This is a genomic window from Dyadobacter sp. AC419, from assembly GCF_979253085.1.
Genome location: NZ_CEEDCD010000026.1, coordinates 1 through 14,145 on the forward strand (window position 1 = coordinate 1; position 14,145 = coordinate 14,145).

Annotated in this window: 19 protein-coding genes; 8 read left to right on the plus strand and 11 right to left on the minus strand. The window is 40.3% G+C overall.

Translation table 11 applies throughout. From position 1 onward, the window contains the following. From AC0IYG_RS24700 to AC0IYG_RS24720, 5 genes are all read right to left on the minus strand, one after another. On the minus strand, nt 1-1,090 hold a 1,090-nt coding region (locus AC0IYG_RS24700; protein ID WP_471713735.1), incomplete at its 3' end, for a hypothetical protein. A 474-nt stretch (nt 1,091-1,564) separates the two neighbouring features. Then, nucleotides 1,565-2,710 (minus strand): replication protein RepA, encoded by a 1,146-nt coding sequence (locus AC0IYG_RS24705; protein WP_471713736.1) that lies wholly within the window; start codon nt 2,708-2,710, stop codon nt 1,565-1,567. A gap of 58 nt (nt 2,711-2,768) precedes the next feature. Beyond that, on the minus strand, nt 2,769-3,071 hold the full coding sequence (locus AC0IYG_RS24710; protein WP_471713737.1) for a hypothetical protein: 303 nt from the start codon (nt 3,069-3,071) through the stop codon (nt 2,769-2,771). A 42-nt stretch (nt 3,072-3,113) separates the two neighbouring features. Next, nucleotides 3,114-3,779, minus strand: a complete 666-nt coding sequence (locus AC0IYG_RS24715; RefSeq protein WP_471713738.1) for a nucleotide-binding protein — start codon at nt 3,777-3,779, stop codon at nt 3,114-3,116. Nucleotides 3,780-3,848: 69 nt separating this feature from the next. Further along, on the minus strand, nt 3,849-4,496 hold the full coding sequence (locus AC0IYG_RS24720) for a recombinase family protein (RefSeq protein ID WP_471713739.1): 648 nt from the start codon (nt 4,494-4,496) through the stop codon (nt 3,849-3,851). Nucleotides 4,497-4,603: 107 nt separating this feature from the next. On the opposite strand from AC0IYG_RS24720, the gene AC0IYG_RS24725 reads away from it, so the two are divergent. Together AC0IYG_RS24725 and AC0IYG_RS24730 are read left to right on the plus strand one after the other, a co-directional pair. Next, a complete protein-coding gene (locus tag AC0IYG_RS24725; protein WP_471713740.1) occupies nt 4,604-4,978 on the plus strand; it encodes a hypothetical protein in 375 nt (124 codons plus the stop codon). A 2-nt stretch (nt 4,979-4,980) separates the two neighbouring features. Next, nucleotides 4,981-5,391, plus strand: coding sequence for a hypothetical protein (locus tag AC0IYG_RS24730; RefSeq protein WP_471713741.1), 411 nt, complete (start codon nt 4,981-4,983; stop codon nt 5,389-5,391). 557 nt (nt 5,392-5,948) lie between these two features. Here AC0IYG_RS24730 and AC0IYG_RS24735 read toward each other — a convergent pair. The 4 genes from AC0IYG_RS24735 to AC0IYG_RS24750 form a co-directional block, all read right to left on the minus strand. Next, nucleotides 5,949-6,743, minus strand: coding sequence for a TRM11 family methyltransferase (locus AC0IYG_RS24735; protein ID WP_471713742.1), 795 nt, complete (start codon nt 6,741-6,743; stop codon nt 5,949-5,951). Further along, the gene (locus tag AC0IYG_RS24740; RefSeq protein ID WP_471713743.1) at nt 6,727-7,536 is read right to left on the minus strand and encodes a hypothetical protein; all 810 of its coding nucleotides are present in this window, start codon (nt 7,534-7,536) and stop codon (nt 6,727-6,729) included. The genes AC0IYG_RS24735 and AC0IYG_RS24740 overlap by 17 nt, the downstream gene beginning before the upstream one ends. A 95-nt stretch (nt 7,537-7,631) precedes the next feature. Further along, nucleotides 7,632-7,808, minus strand: coding sequence for a hypothetical protein (locus tag AC0IYG_RS24745; RefSeq protein ID WP_471713744.1), 177 nt, complete (start codon nt 7,806-7,808; stop codon nt 7,632-7,634). Between the two features lie 91 nt (nt 7,809-7,899). Further along, nucleotides 7,900-8,259 carry a hypothetical protein gene (locus AC0IYG_RS24750; protein WP_471713746.1) on the minus strand — a complete coding sequence of 120 codons (360 nt, stop codon included), beginning with the start codon at nt 8,257-8,259 and terminating at the stop codon, nt 7,900-7,902. A 51-nt stretch (nt 8,260-8,310) separates the two neighbouring features. Between AC0IYG_RS24750 and AC0IYG_RS24755 the strand changes: the two genes are divergently transcribed. After that, the gene (locus AC0IYG_RS24755) at nt 8,311-8,577 is read left to right on the plus strand and encodes a hypothetical protein (protein ID WP_471713747.1); all 267 of its coding nucleotides are present in this window, start codon (nt 8,311-8,313) and stop codon (nt 8,575-8,577) included. Here the strand turns inward: AC0IYG_RS24755 and AC0IYG_RS24760 are convergent, their stop codons facing one another. Together AC0IYG_RS24760 and AC0IYG_RS24765 are read right to left on the minus strand one after the other, a co-directional pair. Then, a complete protein-coding gene (locus AC0IYG_RS24760; RefSeq protein ID WP_471713748.1) occupies nt 8,578-9,864 on the minus strand; it encodes a relaxase/mobilization nuclease domain-containing protein in 1,287 nt (428 codons plus the stop codon). Beyond that, entirely contained in the window at nt 9,854-10,306 is a 453-nt protein-coding gene (locus AC0IYG_RS24765; RefSeq protein ID WP_471713750.1) for a plasmid mobilization protein, read from the minus strand. Before AC0IYG_RS24765 ends, AC0IYG_RS24760 begins: the two co-directional genes overlap by 11 nt. 183 nt (nt 10,307-10,489) lie before the next feature. Between AC0IYG_RS24765 and AC0IYG_RS24770 the strand changes: the two genes are divergently transcribed. The 5 genes from AC0IYG_RS24770 to AC0IYG_RS24790 are packed head-to-tail and all read left to right on the plus strand — an operon-like array spanning nt 10,490 to nt 14,091. Beyond that, a complete protein-coding gene (locus tag AC0IYG_RS24770) occupies nt 10,490-10,765 on the plus strand; it encodes a hypothetical protein (RefSeq protein ID WP_471713751.1) in 276 nt (91 codons plus the stop codon). Beyond that, nucleotides 10,762-12,660 carry a type IV secretory system conjugative DNA transfer family protein gene (locus AC0IYG_RS24775; protein ID WP_471713752.1) on the plus strand — a complete coding sequence of 633 codons (1,899 nt, stop codon included), beginning with the start codon at nt 10,762-10,764 and terminating at the stop codon, nt 12,658-12,660. Before AC0IYG_RS24770 ends, AC0IYG_RS24775 begins: the two co-directional genes overlap by 4 nt. A 34-nt stretch (nt 12,661-12,694) precedes the next feature. Continuing rightward, complete coding sequence (locus AC0IYG_RS24780; protein WP_471713753.1) at nt 12,695-13,105, plus strand: hypothetical protein; 411 nt, start codon at nt 12,695-12,697, stop codon at nt 13,103-13,105. Between the two features lie 5 nt (nt 13,106-13,110). Further along, nucleotides 13,111-13,551: a hypothetical protein gene (locus AC0IYG_RS24785; protein WP_471713754.1), complete on the plus strand. Its 441-nt coding sequence runs from the start codon at nt 13,111-13,113 to the stop codon at nt 13,549-13,551. 15 nt (nt 13,552-13,566) lie between these two features. Continuing rightward, nucleotides 13,567-14,091, plus strand: coding sequence for a hypothetical protein (locus tag AC0IYG_RS24790; protein WP_471713755.1), 525 nt, complete (start codon nt 13,567-13,569; stop codon nt 14,089-14,091). The last annotated feature ends 54 nt before the right edge of the window (nt 14,092-14,145 follow it).

Below are 14,145 nucleotides of genomic sequence, written 5' to 3' on the forward strand. Positions count from 1 at the left end.
TGTTCTGCGGTTGTTGATGTAGTTCGTATGCCTTGGAAACATTCGGTGAAGTGCCCCTAATCTGCGCACCCAAAATACTTTTGATTTCAGGTGAAGCATTTATCCAGCACTCATTTAAATCATTAAACCCCTCATATAGGTGGTTCAATGTCCCTATTTTATAATCATCTCCCAATTCCCCAATAAAGACCTGTGTCGTCCGGTGGCCTTCATCATCATTGTGCTGCCAGATCCGCCAATGCCTTATATGCTGCCAATCTTCACGCTTTTTGATAATTTGGGCGGCACGAGCTGCAAGACGGCCAGAATTTAACACAACGGTTGGATTATAATTAATACTCTCTCCTGCGATTTCTAGTCGTGTTAAGAAGTCAAACCGCCCTTCAAATATATCCCCGACGGTTGCTGCTGGATGACCGTCAAAACTGCTTACGTCTTTTGCGCCGATGGATGTTTTAAAATTGCTGTGCAAGCTGGCGGCTCTAACCTCGTAGCCTCCGGAATCGTTTTCAGCACCAATGCCATAGCGGAAACCTTTTAATGGATCGTCTGCCGGAGCCGCATTATCCTTGTAGGTAATTGCTTTCAGATAGCGAGACGCAATCTTTAAACCTATTTTCCTTATTTCGGTTATGTAGGCTAAATTATTAGGATGAGTTTTGGCACTAATCGGTGTTGCCTTGATAAATTTATATCGGTCGCCTTCATGGGACACCTCTGTGGCTTGTTTCCTGGCCTGCTGAGTAGGCTGAACAGCCGCCGGAGCCACTACCCCACCGGAAAACCCTTCAAGCCACTCCAGAGCCTTTAAAAACGGCATAGCGTTAATATCGCCTTTACCGAAAATTCGCCGGGTCAATTCGATTACATCGCCCTCTGAACCATCCATTCCGTAATCAATGAATTTTTGCAGGCGAACGTTTATCTTCAAGCTTGGATCAATGTCCTCTCGATACGGGGCATGATAGGTATATTCACCTTTGGCCGGGTTTGAGTGAGCCGGCCGCGCACCAGTGCTTTCTATCACTTGCATGATATCAGCATTACGCTTTGCATTTGCGACACGTTCTTTAAAATCTGTCGGTTTCATACCTGGCTCAAAAAAATTACCGCTGCGCGGCTCCGTGAGAAAATAAAAATAACATCTGCCTACCCTACTCGATCCTGATCACCAGACCAATAACTAAAACATTAGTTCCCAGGCTATTTTTTTTTCTCACGGTAAAAACAAAAAAACCGTGAGCGCAGCGAACTCCGCTTTTTAAAAATATTTCACACGGTAGTTGTTAACATTTTAGGCTTGATCTTAATTGTTTTTTATTAATTGTTTTTATTAATTGTTTCGCCCGGTGAGTGCCCGTGATTTTTGGGCATATTCCCCGGTAAGTGCCCGTGATGTTCCCCGGTAAGTGCCCGTGGATAACTGGTCATAAAAACGACTTATTCACATTTTGCGAAAATCCCCGGTAAGTGCCCGTGGATAAACAACAAAAATTAAAATTCATTATTGTAACTATTTGATTTATAAGTATTTATATATAAATACCCGGTAATCGCCCGTGATTTAAGGCTCTTTATTGTTCTTTGAGGTGCGCTTTTTGACATCCTTGTACTTGGCATTTTTAACTCCATCCCATTGCCCGGTAACCTCCCGAATAATTTCATTTGCCTTTCGCTCCGACATGCTGTTTGGGTCTTGTTTTAAATTCAGTCTGTCAAACCCCTGCACCCCATCCGGCAGGATTAAAGGCGGCCTTGCCTCCCCTTCCAGCCCAGGAATTCTAGGAATGATAATTGAGGTTTTGGGTGGAACTGGTGGTTGACTATTTTTTAGGATTAAGCCCCGATTATCCTTTTCCTCAATCTTTGCATCTGGATAAACCGCTTTGACCATTTTCAACGTTTTCCGGAACATTTCCTTGAAATGATCCATCCGGTTATAAGATTGCCCAAATTGGTCTTTCATGGCCTTCCATGAGATAGAAAGCGGCTTATTTGCGGGGATATAATGCAACCGGTGAGCTAAAAAAGCGTACAAATCCAAGGCAAGCGCATTGCCGGATAAAGCACTTAAAGCCCTTTTGTCAATTGGAACACCGTGCTCCATAATATCATTAAAATAATCGTCACTGAATCGGATGTAATTACCCCAAAGATGCCTTTGGTTTGCATCCTTTGTCCACCAGACATCAAAGCCACGTATCAAATTTAAATTATCGTGGTAGGTGTGGCCAGCTTCAAGCCGATATGTGGCACTGATCATAGATGTTGCCAACCGAGCAAGCTGGTTTTTAACCTCGTTGATCGTGCGGCCTCCTGTATCTAGTCCCAAATGATGACCGACGAAATCCGTTAAACTGTTCCCTAGCCGGATTTCCGGGGATTTCTGATTAAAGATAACAGTATTAAGCAGAGCCAGCATAAAGCGGGGTTTCGGACCATATGGCAATCCAAATTGTTCGGGCTTCCCTGTCTCAGTATTAAAAACCTTTGTTGATTGGACACTCAAATGAAAATTGCCATGTGAACGCTGCCAAAAATCGACATCATCCCCTGGGTTTGAGTACGGCAAAAATGTATGACACAACGGCGCGGAAATGTAGACCACATCTTGGCTTGTTTGATCTTCCGTAGCCAGCTCGTATGCCGTTTTGACAAGACGATCTGTAATAATGGTGTTTTTCTTGTCCTTATCGTCTTTTTTCGCCATTTCACGGTTCCTATTTCAAAACTTTATACACAACAGTATTTACAACTAAAATTAGTTGTTAGTATTGTTTCTTTATTTTCTCCTGCACTGCTGCCAACACAAAGTCATGAATGGACATTCTATCCCGCTTTGGCATTCTGTCTTGTATTTCCCTAATTTTAGACAGTTCGCTTTCATAGATTTTAAACGTGAAAGACTTCAATTTGTCTTCGTCGGTAGGAGCCGGAGCGGCTGGTGTACCGTTTGCTGCGACCGCACCGCCTTTTTCAATCATGGCTCTCATAGCCGTGTCTTCCGCTATCGGAGCTGTCGGAGGAAGTGACAATTTACTTTTTTTCTTAGGCGCTGCCATGTTGTTCATCCTGTTGTATTTTTAGTTGTAAATACACAACCTAAATAAGTTTTATTTTTTTGCTTTCCGGCCTTTTATAACTTGTTCAATTCCCTGATAAAGTGCTTGAATTTCAGCAACTGCCTTTTCATCAACCGGCTTCAACTCAATGACGCCCAATCCTTCGGCCGCAGCATTGCCAAATGCTATACGATTTCCAATTGGTGTATCCAGGAACATAAGATTATCCGAGCTTTTCAAAAGCTCTGCTGCATCGTCTTTGTGGTTTCCTCTGGCGTCTGCTTTGTTAATGAAAGATAGGCAAAGCAACCCCGGATTGAATGGTAGCACCTCTTTCAGCAAGGCACTGACAGGATTTAATGTCCAGATGTCGAATGACCGGGCTGCAAAGGGGAATAGGGCTACATGTGATACTGTTAGGGCTGATCGTTGGCTAACGGTATCTCGGCCACCCACATCAATAACAATATCATCATATTTGGGCTCCATGCGCTTGACCTGGCCATTTAGGTCAATACCGGTCAACTTAACAGCCGTATAATCTAAAACCCCATCTAATGCTTGGTTTCTAAACGCGGTGAAATCCGTTGCGGAGCCCTGATCATCTGCATCGACCAAAAGCACATCCCGCTTTTTGCTTGCCAGCAAAACCGCAAGGTTGGTTGCAATGGTCGTTTTGCCTGTGCCGCCTTTGATACCAGCAATTGTATATATCATGTAGAACCCTTTTTTGTTGTTTATATTATTCTAAATTTAGTTGTAAATATACATGTATATTTACAACTGTCAATAGATGCGTTTTAAAAGTGCATATACATTGGGAATATGCCACTTTTGGCCGTTATTTCGGTATGTTGGTACGTTTCGGCTATTCAATTCATCACGAATAGCCCGGATGGTTGTGAAGCCTTCGACTTTTAAGCTCTCTATAATCGGTTGCATCTGCTCCGCGAACTGTGCTGCGGCTTCGCGGTTCTGACCGCTTAAAACCTCCCGCCCGTGTTTCCCCAGGACAACACCCCGACGCTTAGCGGCGGCCAAAGCTTCCTTTGTCCGAGTGCCGATCTGTTCTGCTTCATGCTCTGCAAAGGCGGCCAGCATGTGTAGCATGACCCGGCTGGCGTGGGGATTGTCAACGGCTTTAAATTCTACCCGGCTTTCCATCAGGTTTGAGATAAAGGCAACGTTCCGACCTAACCGGTCGAGCTTCGCAATAATTAAAGTTGCTCGCGCTTTTCGGCAGTGGGAGAGGGCGGCCAATAACTGCGGGCGCTTGTTTTTACGTCCGGATTCAACTTCGATGTATTCCCCGGCAATCTCATAACCCTGAGCCGTTAAAAACTGCCCTACGGCCTGCTGCTGCGCTTCAAGCCCTAAACCACTTTTTCCTTGTCGATCGGTGGATACTCGATAATAGGCAACTGCTTTTTGCATGTATCTTTTAAATATTTGTATGTTTGTATGTTTTACTCTCCAATAAAATGGCTCGAAGAGATGTTAATTGCCTATTCATATGAGCCTTATCCTTAAACTATTACAAGTTGAATATTAATATTATAAAAAGATATGCTGCTAATTTTCGTAAGCGAATAGCACCCTATATCAAGCCTGGTATCCTTCTTGACATTGATATCTATAACTGTGGTTCTGAAGGAGCTCTACTAGTAGTTAATTTCAAGCCCAATGGTAAATCAAAAGACCAGGTCTATACCTATCCAACCTTGTATAAGGCCTTATTGAGCCAAAAACAAAGCTTCATATCTACAAATTCTAATGTTAGTTTCCATGGAACAAACTTGTTTATGGATCCGGAGAAAATCTTCATTATAAAAGAAAATAATTTTGAAGAGTGGACGGATAGTAAGTCCAAAGAGGATGTTGAAAAAATTGTCAAAAACCCTTCTGATATAAATTAGTTATGAAATTACCTGGATTCGAGGGGACATCCAAAGAATTTGACAATCTGGTCATTAATCACGGTTTCAAAAAAGAGCAATTCTTCTTAAATACTGAAAGAGAGAGACTTAGCGCTTGGTTTTGTACAATTTTAGGGATCCTGTTTCTCATTGCCAACTGTGTTATATATGCTGCATCTCTTGACAAAACTGCATTCCGAATTTTAACCGTTCTGGACTTTGGTTTGCTTATTAGCACTATAATTACATTTCACCTAGCATTCACCAAGTGGGAAGCAACTATATTTTTGACAATTGGGATGGTTGCTATTTTATCTTTTTGCCTTGGTTATTCGACGCCAGAAGATGCTGCAAAAACCATAGAAAAAGCAAGTGAAAAGTTTAACAGCAAAGGGCAAGACACTATTCCTTAATTTCAGTTCTAATATTCCCGAGATAGCTTGAATGCCATTTTACCGCATTACAGTCATGAAAAATAACATTTGTTACTGTGTTAATGGACGTTTATATAGTAACAATAAATGGAAAACTCAACAATTACTGTTGAGTTTTCCAGACTGCCGAAACGTTAAACTCTATGAGTCCTTTTTTAGAATTTCGCTTCCTAATAGGTTCAATACTTACCTCTGAAAAGTCCAAATACCTTAATATATCGCTCAATATTTCCTCCGTATGCACATAAACTCCGTAAAAAGATGAATTCCCTACAATGTAATTTACAGACGCATTAGCATTCAAAAGCGGACGAATATTCTTTATATGCTCGTACAAGTCATCAAAATATTTGTGAACATATTGTCCCATTGTCATTGCATGCTTATCCTGCTTACCCTTGATCTCATTACATGCTTGTTCTAACAAATTGGAATAATTGCTATTAATAGCTTCCCAGTCCTTTAATCGGCTTGTAGCAATGCCCCAGGTACCACCAATAGCTAACCAATCTAATTCACCAGCTTGGATGCTTTCTTCAAGAAAATCTAGTCCAATACATATATGGCCTAAGTTCTCGAATGTAACTCATTCGGTTGGGATAGGGCGGAGACGTTACGATTAAATCAAATTTTTCATCTGTACATTTTGATAAATCTCGGGAATCTCCTTCCAAGACCTTAGAGTTACCCTTAACAGGTATGGATGCACTTTTTTTGATATGTTTGAAAATCTGTAAAAATAGCTCTTTTAAAACATCATCTTCAAAAGTTGAATGACCTTCTTTAAAAGACATTGATACGTGATTAAATGCCGCGGCTGAAGTTTCTATAACAATTCTACTAAAAGAAATCCATACTAAATTGTTAAGTGAATCACCTGAAGGTTCTCCAAAACGGTCAACTAATTTACTCCTAAGGCTGGATAGAAAATTTAATGTCTTAGGTGACCACCATCTATCAATATTAAATATTGGTGGAAGCCAGTTATCATTAGTTATTGATAAAGAGTTAATTATACTATCTACAACTATTTCCAGTGAATCTAGCTCATCTTTTTGAAAGTGGCTACATTTTGTATTACCAAGCCAAATAAGAAAAGGATTAATATCAAAAAGCGTTGCATCAAAACCCATTTCTGAAGCAACTAATCCTGTTGTTGCTGTTCCTGAAAATGGATCAAGTATCTTTGCTCCTTTATATCCTTTTTTGAATATAATTTCCTGCACCAATTTAACACCGTAAGCAGGAGTTAGTCTTAACCACCCATGCCTTCCAAGGTTTGCATTATATTTAAATGTATATTCTGATCTTCTTTCAATTAATGGCTCCATTCGTGTCTAATAATGCTGATAAAACTTCGTTTATTTCCTGTTTGATTGTAACTGAGTTCCTTTCAAAAAAAGCCGCTAGGTCATATCCTAGAACTTGTTCACAAAAGGCAAACAGCGAGATTGTAGGATCTTTGCTAATTGATCCTATCATTACACCACATCGGCTATTGGTGTAACGTAATATTAAATCAAAATCTATTTGAGATGAAAAAATTGCAAAAATAGGCAAATATCCGTTCGCCCATGCAACAGTAGCATTATCTATATCAGCATTCTGTCTTTTACTATCTTTACTTTTATATCCCTGTCGAACTTCAAATACCACTCCATTTGGTGGAATAACTTCAACATTTATTTTTTTACAATATACTTTTAACCAGTCAATTAATCGAATTTCAAGCTCCTTATTTCTAATTTGACCTAACTCTAACCTACCATCTAAGTGCAATGTTTTTTCTTTTCCTCCCGATGTTTTTGCTGTATATGACCATGTTGCATATAAGGGATTTAAATATTCTGTTGTGTCTTTAATAATTTCTCTAAATAGCAATTCACAACCAACTCCTATTTGACGATAAATAGAAGTCATACCGCCTGCCGCTTTATGAGCCGCGTACATTAAACCTGAGTCAAGACCTATCCATGAATAAAATGGATCAGAGCCATATAACTTGTGGAATTTTTCTAACGAAACCCCTTCTTCATTTTGTCCGTCGCCAAACTTAGGCCTGTATGATTTGCACTTTTGAATTGGTGCTAGAAAAAGTTGGGTGTAAAATTCTTCTTTGTCCATTGAGAGTAGTAATGCTAAACTGATCTGCTCAAAGGTACTGTCTTAAAGATAAAATATATGTATTTCTTAACTGCATCACTAGGGGTGGAGTGAAATTAGTGGTCATAGCCCCACGGCTTTGGCTTATCCAATCCTGTTCTCGCGACTTTTGACTTTCCAAAATTTTCGTATTCCTCTCTGGTCATGTCCTGGCCTGTGACAGGAGCATGGTAGGTTTTAGCCGTAATGTAGTGCATGGATGCAAAAAGCCTGATACTAAGCGGCAGTGTCAATAAGAATTTTGATCCGCGAGGAAGGCCACAGGCCGGGGATAATTGTTGTTTATGCTGATGCTTATCAGGTAAAACAATCTTGGCACTAATTTTAACGATCACGTTCACCTCGATCACGTTCACCCCGGTCGCGACTTTTCTGGTCGTCGGCTCTCTCTTTTTGCCGTTTTATAAATTCCTGCATTTTATCATATGACTCTTTGGTCATGTCCTGCCCAGTGATAGGATGCTTGAATTTCGGCTGTTCCTTAGGCTTGAAATAGTCCTCCCTTTCTTTTTCATGCTTGGCGTTCAACTGTTTAGATAGTTCTGTAAAGTGTTTATTTACTTTATCTAAATCTTCACTTTTACCCATTGCCCTGAGCTGCTTTCTATCCACATCCCATTTTTCAGCAAATTGAATTTGCTCTTTTTCCTGCCGTTTTAAAAGCTCTGAATATTGATCTTCCATATTGAAAAAAGGTTTGTTATGTATTATATATTGATAATCAAGGGGGCAATCATGACACTTAAAATCAACTTATCCATGAATAAGCCACTCGGAAAACCTATTAATGATAACATACATGATCAGTTTTATTGGGGTATAGTGCATGATCTGGCCGAAGGAACGACCCCTGTAAACCAGTGGCCTCGCCAATTTACGGTTCATTACCTCTATGAATTTATGAACCGCCCCTGGCTTACGGACCAAGATCGGCTAAACGATGCTTTCAATTGGATGCATCATTATGCTCCTGACTTAAAATTCCATGCTCCTGATTTATAATCAGCGTTCATAACCGTCCCGATCACGATTTTTCTGTTTTTCGGCTCTTTGTTTTTGCCGGTCTATAAATTCCTGCATTTTATCGTATGCCTCTTTGGTCAGTTCCTGCCCAGTGACAGGATTATAATACTTGGGAACTGGCTGCTGCGTTTGATCCTTGGATTGTTCCAAAAACTCTTTCATTTTTCGATTGCGTTCAGTTATCACCTGACTATCTGATACTTCTACCGGCTTGTCTGGCTGCTTTTCCTGCACAGGATCGGGGGCAATAAAAAGAGGCTGCGTCACAGTAATTGTATAGGAAGCCCCTACAAAGCGTTCTTTTTCCGGTTTTGGACGATCAAGCATTGCTTGGGCAAGGTCTTGACTTTCTAATATGTCACGACCTTTAACGGGCTGCACAGGTTCTGGCTGTGCGTGTTCATCTTTCGCCTTTGGCCGGTCAAGCATTGCTTGGGCAAGGTCTTGGCTTTCTGATAGGTCACGACCTTTGACGGGCTGCACAGGTTCTGGCTGTGCGTGTTCCTTTTCTTTTTGCACAGCAAGCCGTGTAATTTCCAGGGCTTCGGCCTCGGTTTTTAATTCATTCCGGATAGGTTGCAGGCGCTCGCGAACATCCTTGGTTTTGACACTTTCGAGCTGCCTGACTAGGTCAAGGCTTTCACCATCCGGCGTAATTACACGCCACGGCCGGCGGTCATCGCCAATGGCAATTTGATAACCTGCCTTTTCAGCTTCCTGTATAAAGCTGTGGCCGTCTTGGCTCTGGTTCCAAAGATTTAATAATTGTTGTTTAATGTCAGGTTTATTGGGTCGTTCGCGTTGCTGTGGGGTTTGTTGGTGATCAAGCACTTTTTCTATTTCTTCACGAGCTGCATCATGCTTTTTATAGTTTTGCCCATCTTTAATTAGCGTCCCTGTGTCATGGTCGTAACGTTCCCATGCTACATGGGCATGAATTCGGCCTTTTTTCTCATGCAGCACAATCACCCGCTTCTGTCCGCCGAACCCCAAATGCTCTTCTAAAATATCAACAGCGCGTAGCCAATCCTGCTGGCTCATGGGCTGATCTTCGCCTATGGCCGGGTTGATCTGTGCATGGTAAAGGCCATGCACACCCTTTGTCAGCTCACTACTAAGCGACATTTCCAAAAGCGACTTTTTAAGGTCGTTGGGGCGGCTTGTGCCTCGCACATCCAGCACCTGCGCCCGGTCGTTCTCCCTGCTGCCTAGCAAGTAATCCGCGAGCTGTGCGCCATTTCCCCGGCTGCGACCTTTAATTACCATCGCTTAAATTGCCTTGGATTTTATCAGCGATGGCTTCGATAGCGGCAAAAACGTCATCAACGGCTTTTGATTTGACGAATTTGTAGGCAAAACGGTCTTTTAGCACCTGGTTAATATCCGCCCGGATGTTTCCCAACGTGCCTAAGGCCGCGATCTGGGCTTGACGCTCCGGATCGATCTTCTTACGCCTGGGCTTGCTTCCTAGGATATGTGACCGGCAGAAGTCGGCCACAGTCATTCCGGAAGCGGCAGCGGCTTCATCAAGCTGTGAAAGCTCAGCGTCCGTTACACGGAACTGTACAAGCTTGGACAGCTTCACGGCGGCAGGTTTGGTGGGTCTCGCCATAAGATTATTCTTCTTTTTAACTGCCGCAAAGCGGGTAGGGGGTTCAGGGGGTAGGGCGGCAGCCTTGACCCTCTGACAAGACGTTTTGTAATACATAAACCCGGCGTCAGCTCGGAGTTTATGTATTACAAAACATGTCTTGCGTGAAACCAACTCACACCGTTAACAACATTACATAATTGAATCGATTCGGGCAAGCTAAAGCCGATTAATATTTCACCGTGAAATAAAGAAATGGAGGGAAAAACATTAACTTCGATCTTCCTCAATCCCAGGTACATGAAAATAATTTACGCCCTTTTTCTTGCTTTAATTTTTCAGTCGTCTTTTGGTCAGATTTGCGGTGATGTTCCCCGACTTGGCCGCCTTGCCGAGCCACAGAGATTTACCAACGTATCAGGCGGTAGCGAATATTATGAGATCGTCTCAGACAATACACCTGCATATGTCATCTGTGGAACGCCGATCAAAATCCCGATAGGTGAAATTGTCCAAATCCATGAGAAAACCAAGGGTTCATTTGATGGACATACCGGTGTTTGGGGGAAGCTATGATAGATTATCGCTTCAATACACAGCCATTGAGACTTTTTATATTACTGAGTGCGGCCAAACAGGTTCCTAACGACACTTATGAAACGACCTTCAACAAATTCTACAAGAGATACACTCTGGATGAAAGCTCGGGATATATTCAAGAGAAACCGCAGAGTAAAATACTCTACTATATTATTGGGTTTATTGTTTTAATATGCATTGTGTGGTTTGTTCGACGGAAAAAGCCAGCACCCCTACCAGTTTCTAAAACAGTTCCAATTGATCCTTATCCACCCATGCCGGTTTGGGAAAAAAACACACTAACAACGCATGGATCTGCTAATTGGGATGCACCAATTTACGTTGGACAGAAAATTGACGGACACTTTTCACATGAAATAATGAACAACAACGCATCATCTCCTGGAAGGATCTATTTTGGAGGGGGCAATGCTTTCAATTATCTTGAAACATTGATGCACGGAATCACTGTTGCAGGGTCAGGGCAAGGAAAAGGTGTGTGTCTAATTCTTCCTAATTTATTATCTATTCCTTGTAACTCTTGGTTTGTCTTAGACCCAAAAGGTGAAAATACATTGATAACAGCGCAATGGCAGAAGTCTAGAGGCCAAAACGTTGTTATTCTTGATCCGTGGAATGAACAGAAAAGATTAAATGCACAGCACAATATAAAGCCATCCGGTTTTAACCCATTAGCTTTTGTTAAAGGAAATCCGGATGAGATGCCGGAAAGCTGCGGTGTTATTGCCGAAATGCTAGTGCCTGACAATCCACATAAAGGCGACCCATTTTGGGATAGTCGAGCGCGATCATTAATCAAAACGTATTTGCTGCATTTAATGACTGCAATGCCTGAACAACAGCAGCATCTAGGAACGTTGTACCGGTGGCTACGATTTTCGGAAGAAGAACGCAGTGCTTTATGGTTTTCTATGCAGGAAAACATAGCATGCGACGAACTCGTAAAATCCGGCATTGGAGAATTTACATCCCTTCAAGGTGGAAAAACGCTCGATTCCATTTTTGCCACTGCCCAGGATAACACTACTTTCTTGGAAAGTGTACAACTTCGGGCTTCCCTCGAACAAAACGATTTTGATCCGTATCAATTAACCAACGGGCAGACAACCGTCTACTTATGCCTGCCTGAGCGGTTTATCAATTCTCACTTGAGATGGCTTCGCCTTGTCGTAGGGGTTTGCTTAAAAGCTTGTAATTATAGGCCTAACAAACGAGTTAATTTCCTTTTAGATGAATTTGCAATTCTAGGCAAAATGACAGACGTTCAACGCGCATTTGCATTTGGCCGCGGTCAGAATATTAGTGTCTGGATTTTTATACAGTCTCTTACACAACTGATTGAGACCTATGGTGAGCATGGTGCAAGCACATTTTTGTCGAACGCCAGGTTACGACAGTTTTTCGGTATATATGACCTTCATACACAAAAATACCTGTCTGAATATCTAGGTGAAACGACAATTACGTCCTTTGTGAAAAGTCAGTCATACAATGAAGGCGGCTCATCAGGCACATCATCAGGCTATTCAACTGGCAGCAGCAGTAGCTCCGGATCAAGCTGGTCTAAAACTGAATCTATAAACGAGCAGCCTATGGCACGTCGGCTTTTGACAAATGAAGAAGTCGGTAAAAATAAATCAATAATTACTCTTATAGATGGCCATAAATTTTTGATCCCACGGTTACCATTTTGGGATGATATATTGAAAGCGCATGTAGAAAAAAGAGCAATTTACTACCCCGCTAATAGAGAAGATTGGGTTAATTTCAATGAAGAGATAAAAGGATCAGTAAAAAAAGTTACAGGTATTAATTTTGCTGAACTTGGTAGACCAGACGGCCAGCAAAAGCAGCTCAACAACGGACAATAAAATCTCTTAGGTTAAGCGGTTTAAATAAACAAATATGTTTGATTTTTATTTTCAATCTGGTGAATTTATTGGTGGAAATAGTGACTTTTGGGGAGCATTTTTAGGAGCTGCATCTCCTGTGATAATATTTTTTATACAGCAAAAAAAAGAAAAAAGAAAAAATGAGGAAGTTAAAACTCAACTTGAAACTGATAAACTTAAATACCTTGCCTATCTTTTATCTGGATCAGGCCGTTTTTTAGAATACACGATAGAACAACTTGAAAAATCAATAGCATCCTTGGATAAAGACTTATATAGATTTGAGATTTTTAGCCTTTATCCTGCTAATGATTTAATAAGAATTGTAGATAAAATCAACCAAGAAGATTATTATCATTCATATATAAATAGGTTCAATGGACAAAATATAGAGATAGAGTATACTATTCCATACAGTGGATAAAATAGATGAAGAAAAGGAAAAATATAGAAAATATTTTAAATAAATCAGTAGAAATAAATGATAGAAAAGGGCTAGATATTAGATTAGGATTTCAAAAAGTTATGAATGAATTAAATGCAATTTCTGAGAACCGAAATATTCCAAATAATATTAATGATGCCTGGCAGAAATATCTTAATGATTTTCGAGAAAAAATGAACAAGTATGGAAATGGGCACCATGTTATAGACAGGTTCCTAGTTCAACCAATAGGAGAATATATTGATTCTGAAACAATGAATTTTCCTGATCTCAAAAATTTAGAAAGTATTATAAAAACAATGCTACTAGATATAATACAACTTACTAATGATAATAAAGCTACAAAAAACAAATTAAAACAAATAGTATCTAGGTTAAATACGATCAAAACCACATTTATAGCTAATTCCAATAGATTATTATAATAATACAAAAAATACATGATTTATAAATACATACTTTTATTTAGCCTTATTAGCTTTAATTCCATTGGTCAGCAATGCACAGCTAGTGAATTAGGCAAATTAGCTCGTTCAGTAAATTATGATGATTTTGAAATATATGCGCTAGAAAAAGGTTTTCGATTTTATAGAACTTTAAAACCTGATCTTCCAGGAAACTACAAAGTAAGAGAGGGTTATTTTTATACTAAAATTGTGAATAATAAAAATGAAAATTTAACATTCATGATTACAGCAGATTTAAACTCTTCGGTAGGCTCAGAGGAAATAAAAATAAGCTATGGAACTTATGATGCAAGATCATTTAATATATTAAAAAAGGAAATAATAGCTATGGGTTATCAAAGTTCCAACATTTCTGAGTTTTATGATGGAAAAATGTTGGTTACATCATACTATTCAAATAAAACATTAACTAGATTTGAAACAACTGTTCGAAGTCATGAGGAAGGATTTACCTCGTATGACGTAACAGCACAATTTGGATATCGAACAAAACAGTAATTAATAGCTAACCTTAGTTGCTAGGTTTTCGCGTGATGTCCTGCAAATGCCGGT

What these genes read in the sequence shown, in the direction of transcription:
- AC0IYG_RS24705 (WP_471713736.1), bottom strand. Translation starts at nt 2,710, where the DNA reads ATGGCGAAAAAAGACGATAAGGACAAGAAAAACACCATTATTACAGAT.
- AC0IYG_RS24765 (WP_471713750.1), bottom strand. Translation starts at nt 10,306, where the DNA reads ATGTATTACAAAACGTCTTGTCAGAGGGTCAAGGCTGCCGCCCTACCC.
- AC0IYG_RS24790 (WP_471713755.1), top strand. Translation starts at nt 13,567, where the DNA reads ATGATTTATAAATACATACTTTTATTTAGCCTTATTAGCTTTAATTCC.
- AC0IYG_RS24735 (WP_471713742.1), bottom strand. Translation starts at nt 6,743, where the DNA reads ATGGAGCCATTAATTGAAAGAAGATCAGAATATACATTTAAATATAAT.
- AC0IYG_RS24730 (WP_471713741.1), top strand. Translation starts at nt 4,981, where the DNA reads ATGAAATTACCTGGATTCGAGGGGACATCCAAAGAATTTGACAATCTG.
- AC0IYG_RS24755 (WP_471713747.1), top strand. Translation starts at nt 8,311, where the DNA reads ATGACACTTAAAATCAACTTATCCATGAATAAGCCACTCGGAAAACCT.
- AC0IYG_RS24770 (WP_471713751.1), top strand. Translation starts at nt 10,490, where the DNA reads ATGAAAATAATTTACGCCCTTTTTCTTGCTTTAATTTTTCAGTCGTCT.
- AC0IYG_RS24720 (WP_471713739.1), bottom strand. Translation starts at nt 4,496, where the DNA reads ATGCAAAAAGCAGTTGCCTATTATCGAGTATCCACCGATCGACAAGGA.
- AC0IYG_RS24750 (WP_471713746.1), bottom strand. Translation starts at nt 8,259, where the DNA reads ATGGAAGATCAATATTCAGAGCTTTTAAAACGGCAGGAAAAAGAGCAA.
- AC0IYG_RS24775 (WP_471713752.1), top strand. Translation starts at nt 10,762, where the DNA reads ATGATAGATTATCGCTTCAATACACAGCCATTGAGACTTTTTATATTA.
- AC0IYG_RS24710 (WP_471713737.1), bottom strand. Translation starts at nt 3,071, where the DNA reads ATGAACAACATGGCAGCGCCTAAGAAAAAAAGTAAATTGTCACTTCCT.
- AC0IYG_RS24780 (WP_471713753.1), top strand. Translation starts at nt 12,695, where the DNA reads ATGTTTGATTTTTATTTTCAATCTGGTGAATTTATTGGTGGAAATAGT.
- AC0IYG_RS24740 (WP_471713743.1), bottom strand. Translation starts at nt 7,536, where the DNA reads ATGGACAAAGAAGAATTTTACACCCAACTTTTTCTAGCACCAATTCAA.
- AC0IYG_RS24760 (WP_471713748.1), bottom strand. Translation starts at nt 9,864, where the DNA reads ATGGTAATTAAAGGTCGCAGCCGGGGAAATGGCGCACAGCTCGCGGAT.
- AC0IYG_RS24785 (WP_471713754.1), top strand. Translation starts at nt 13,111, where the DNA reads ATGAAGAAAAGGAAAAATATAGAAAATATTTTAAATAAATCAGTAGAA.
- AC0IYG_RS24715 (WP_471713738.1), bottom strand. Translation starts at nt 3,779, where the DNA reads ATGATATATACAATTGCTGGTATCAAAGGCGGCACAGGCAAAACGACC.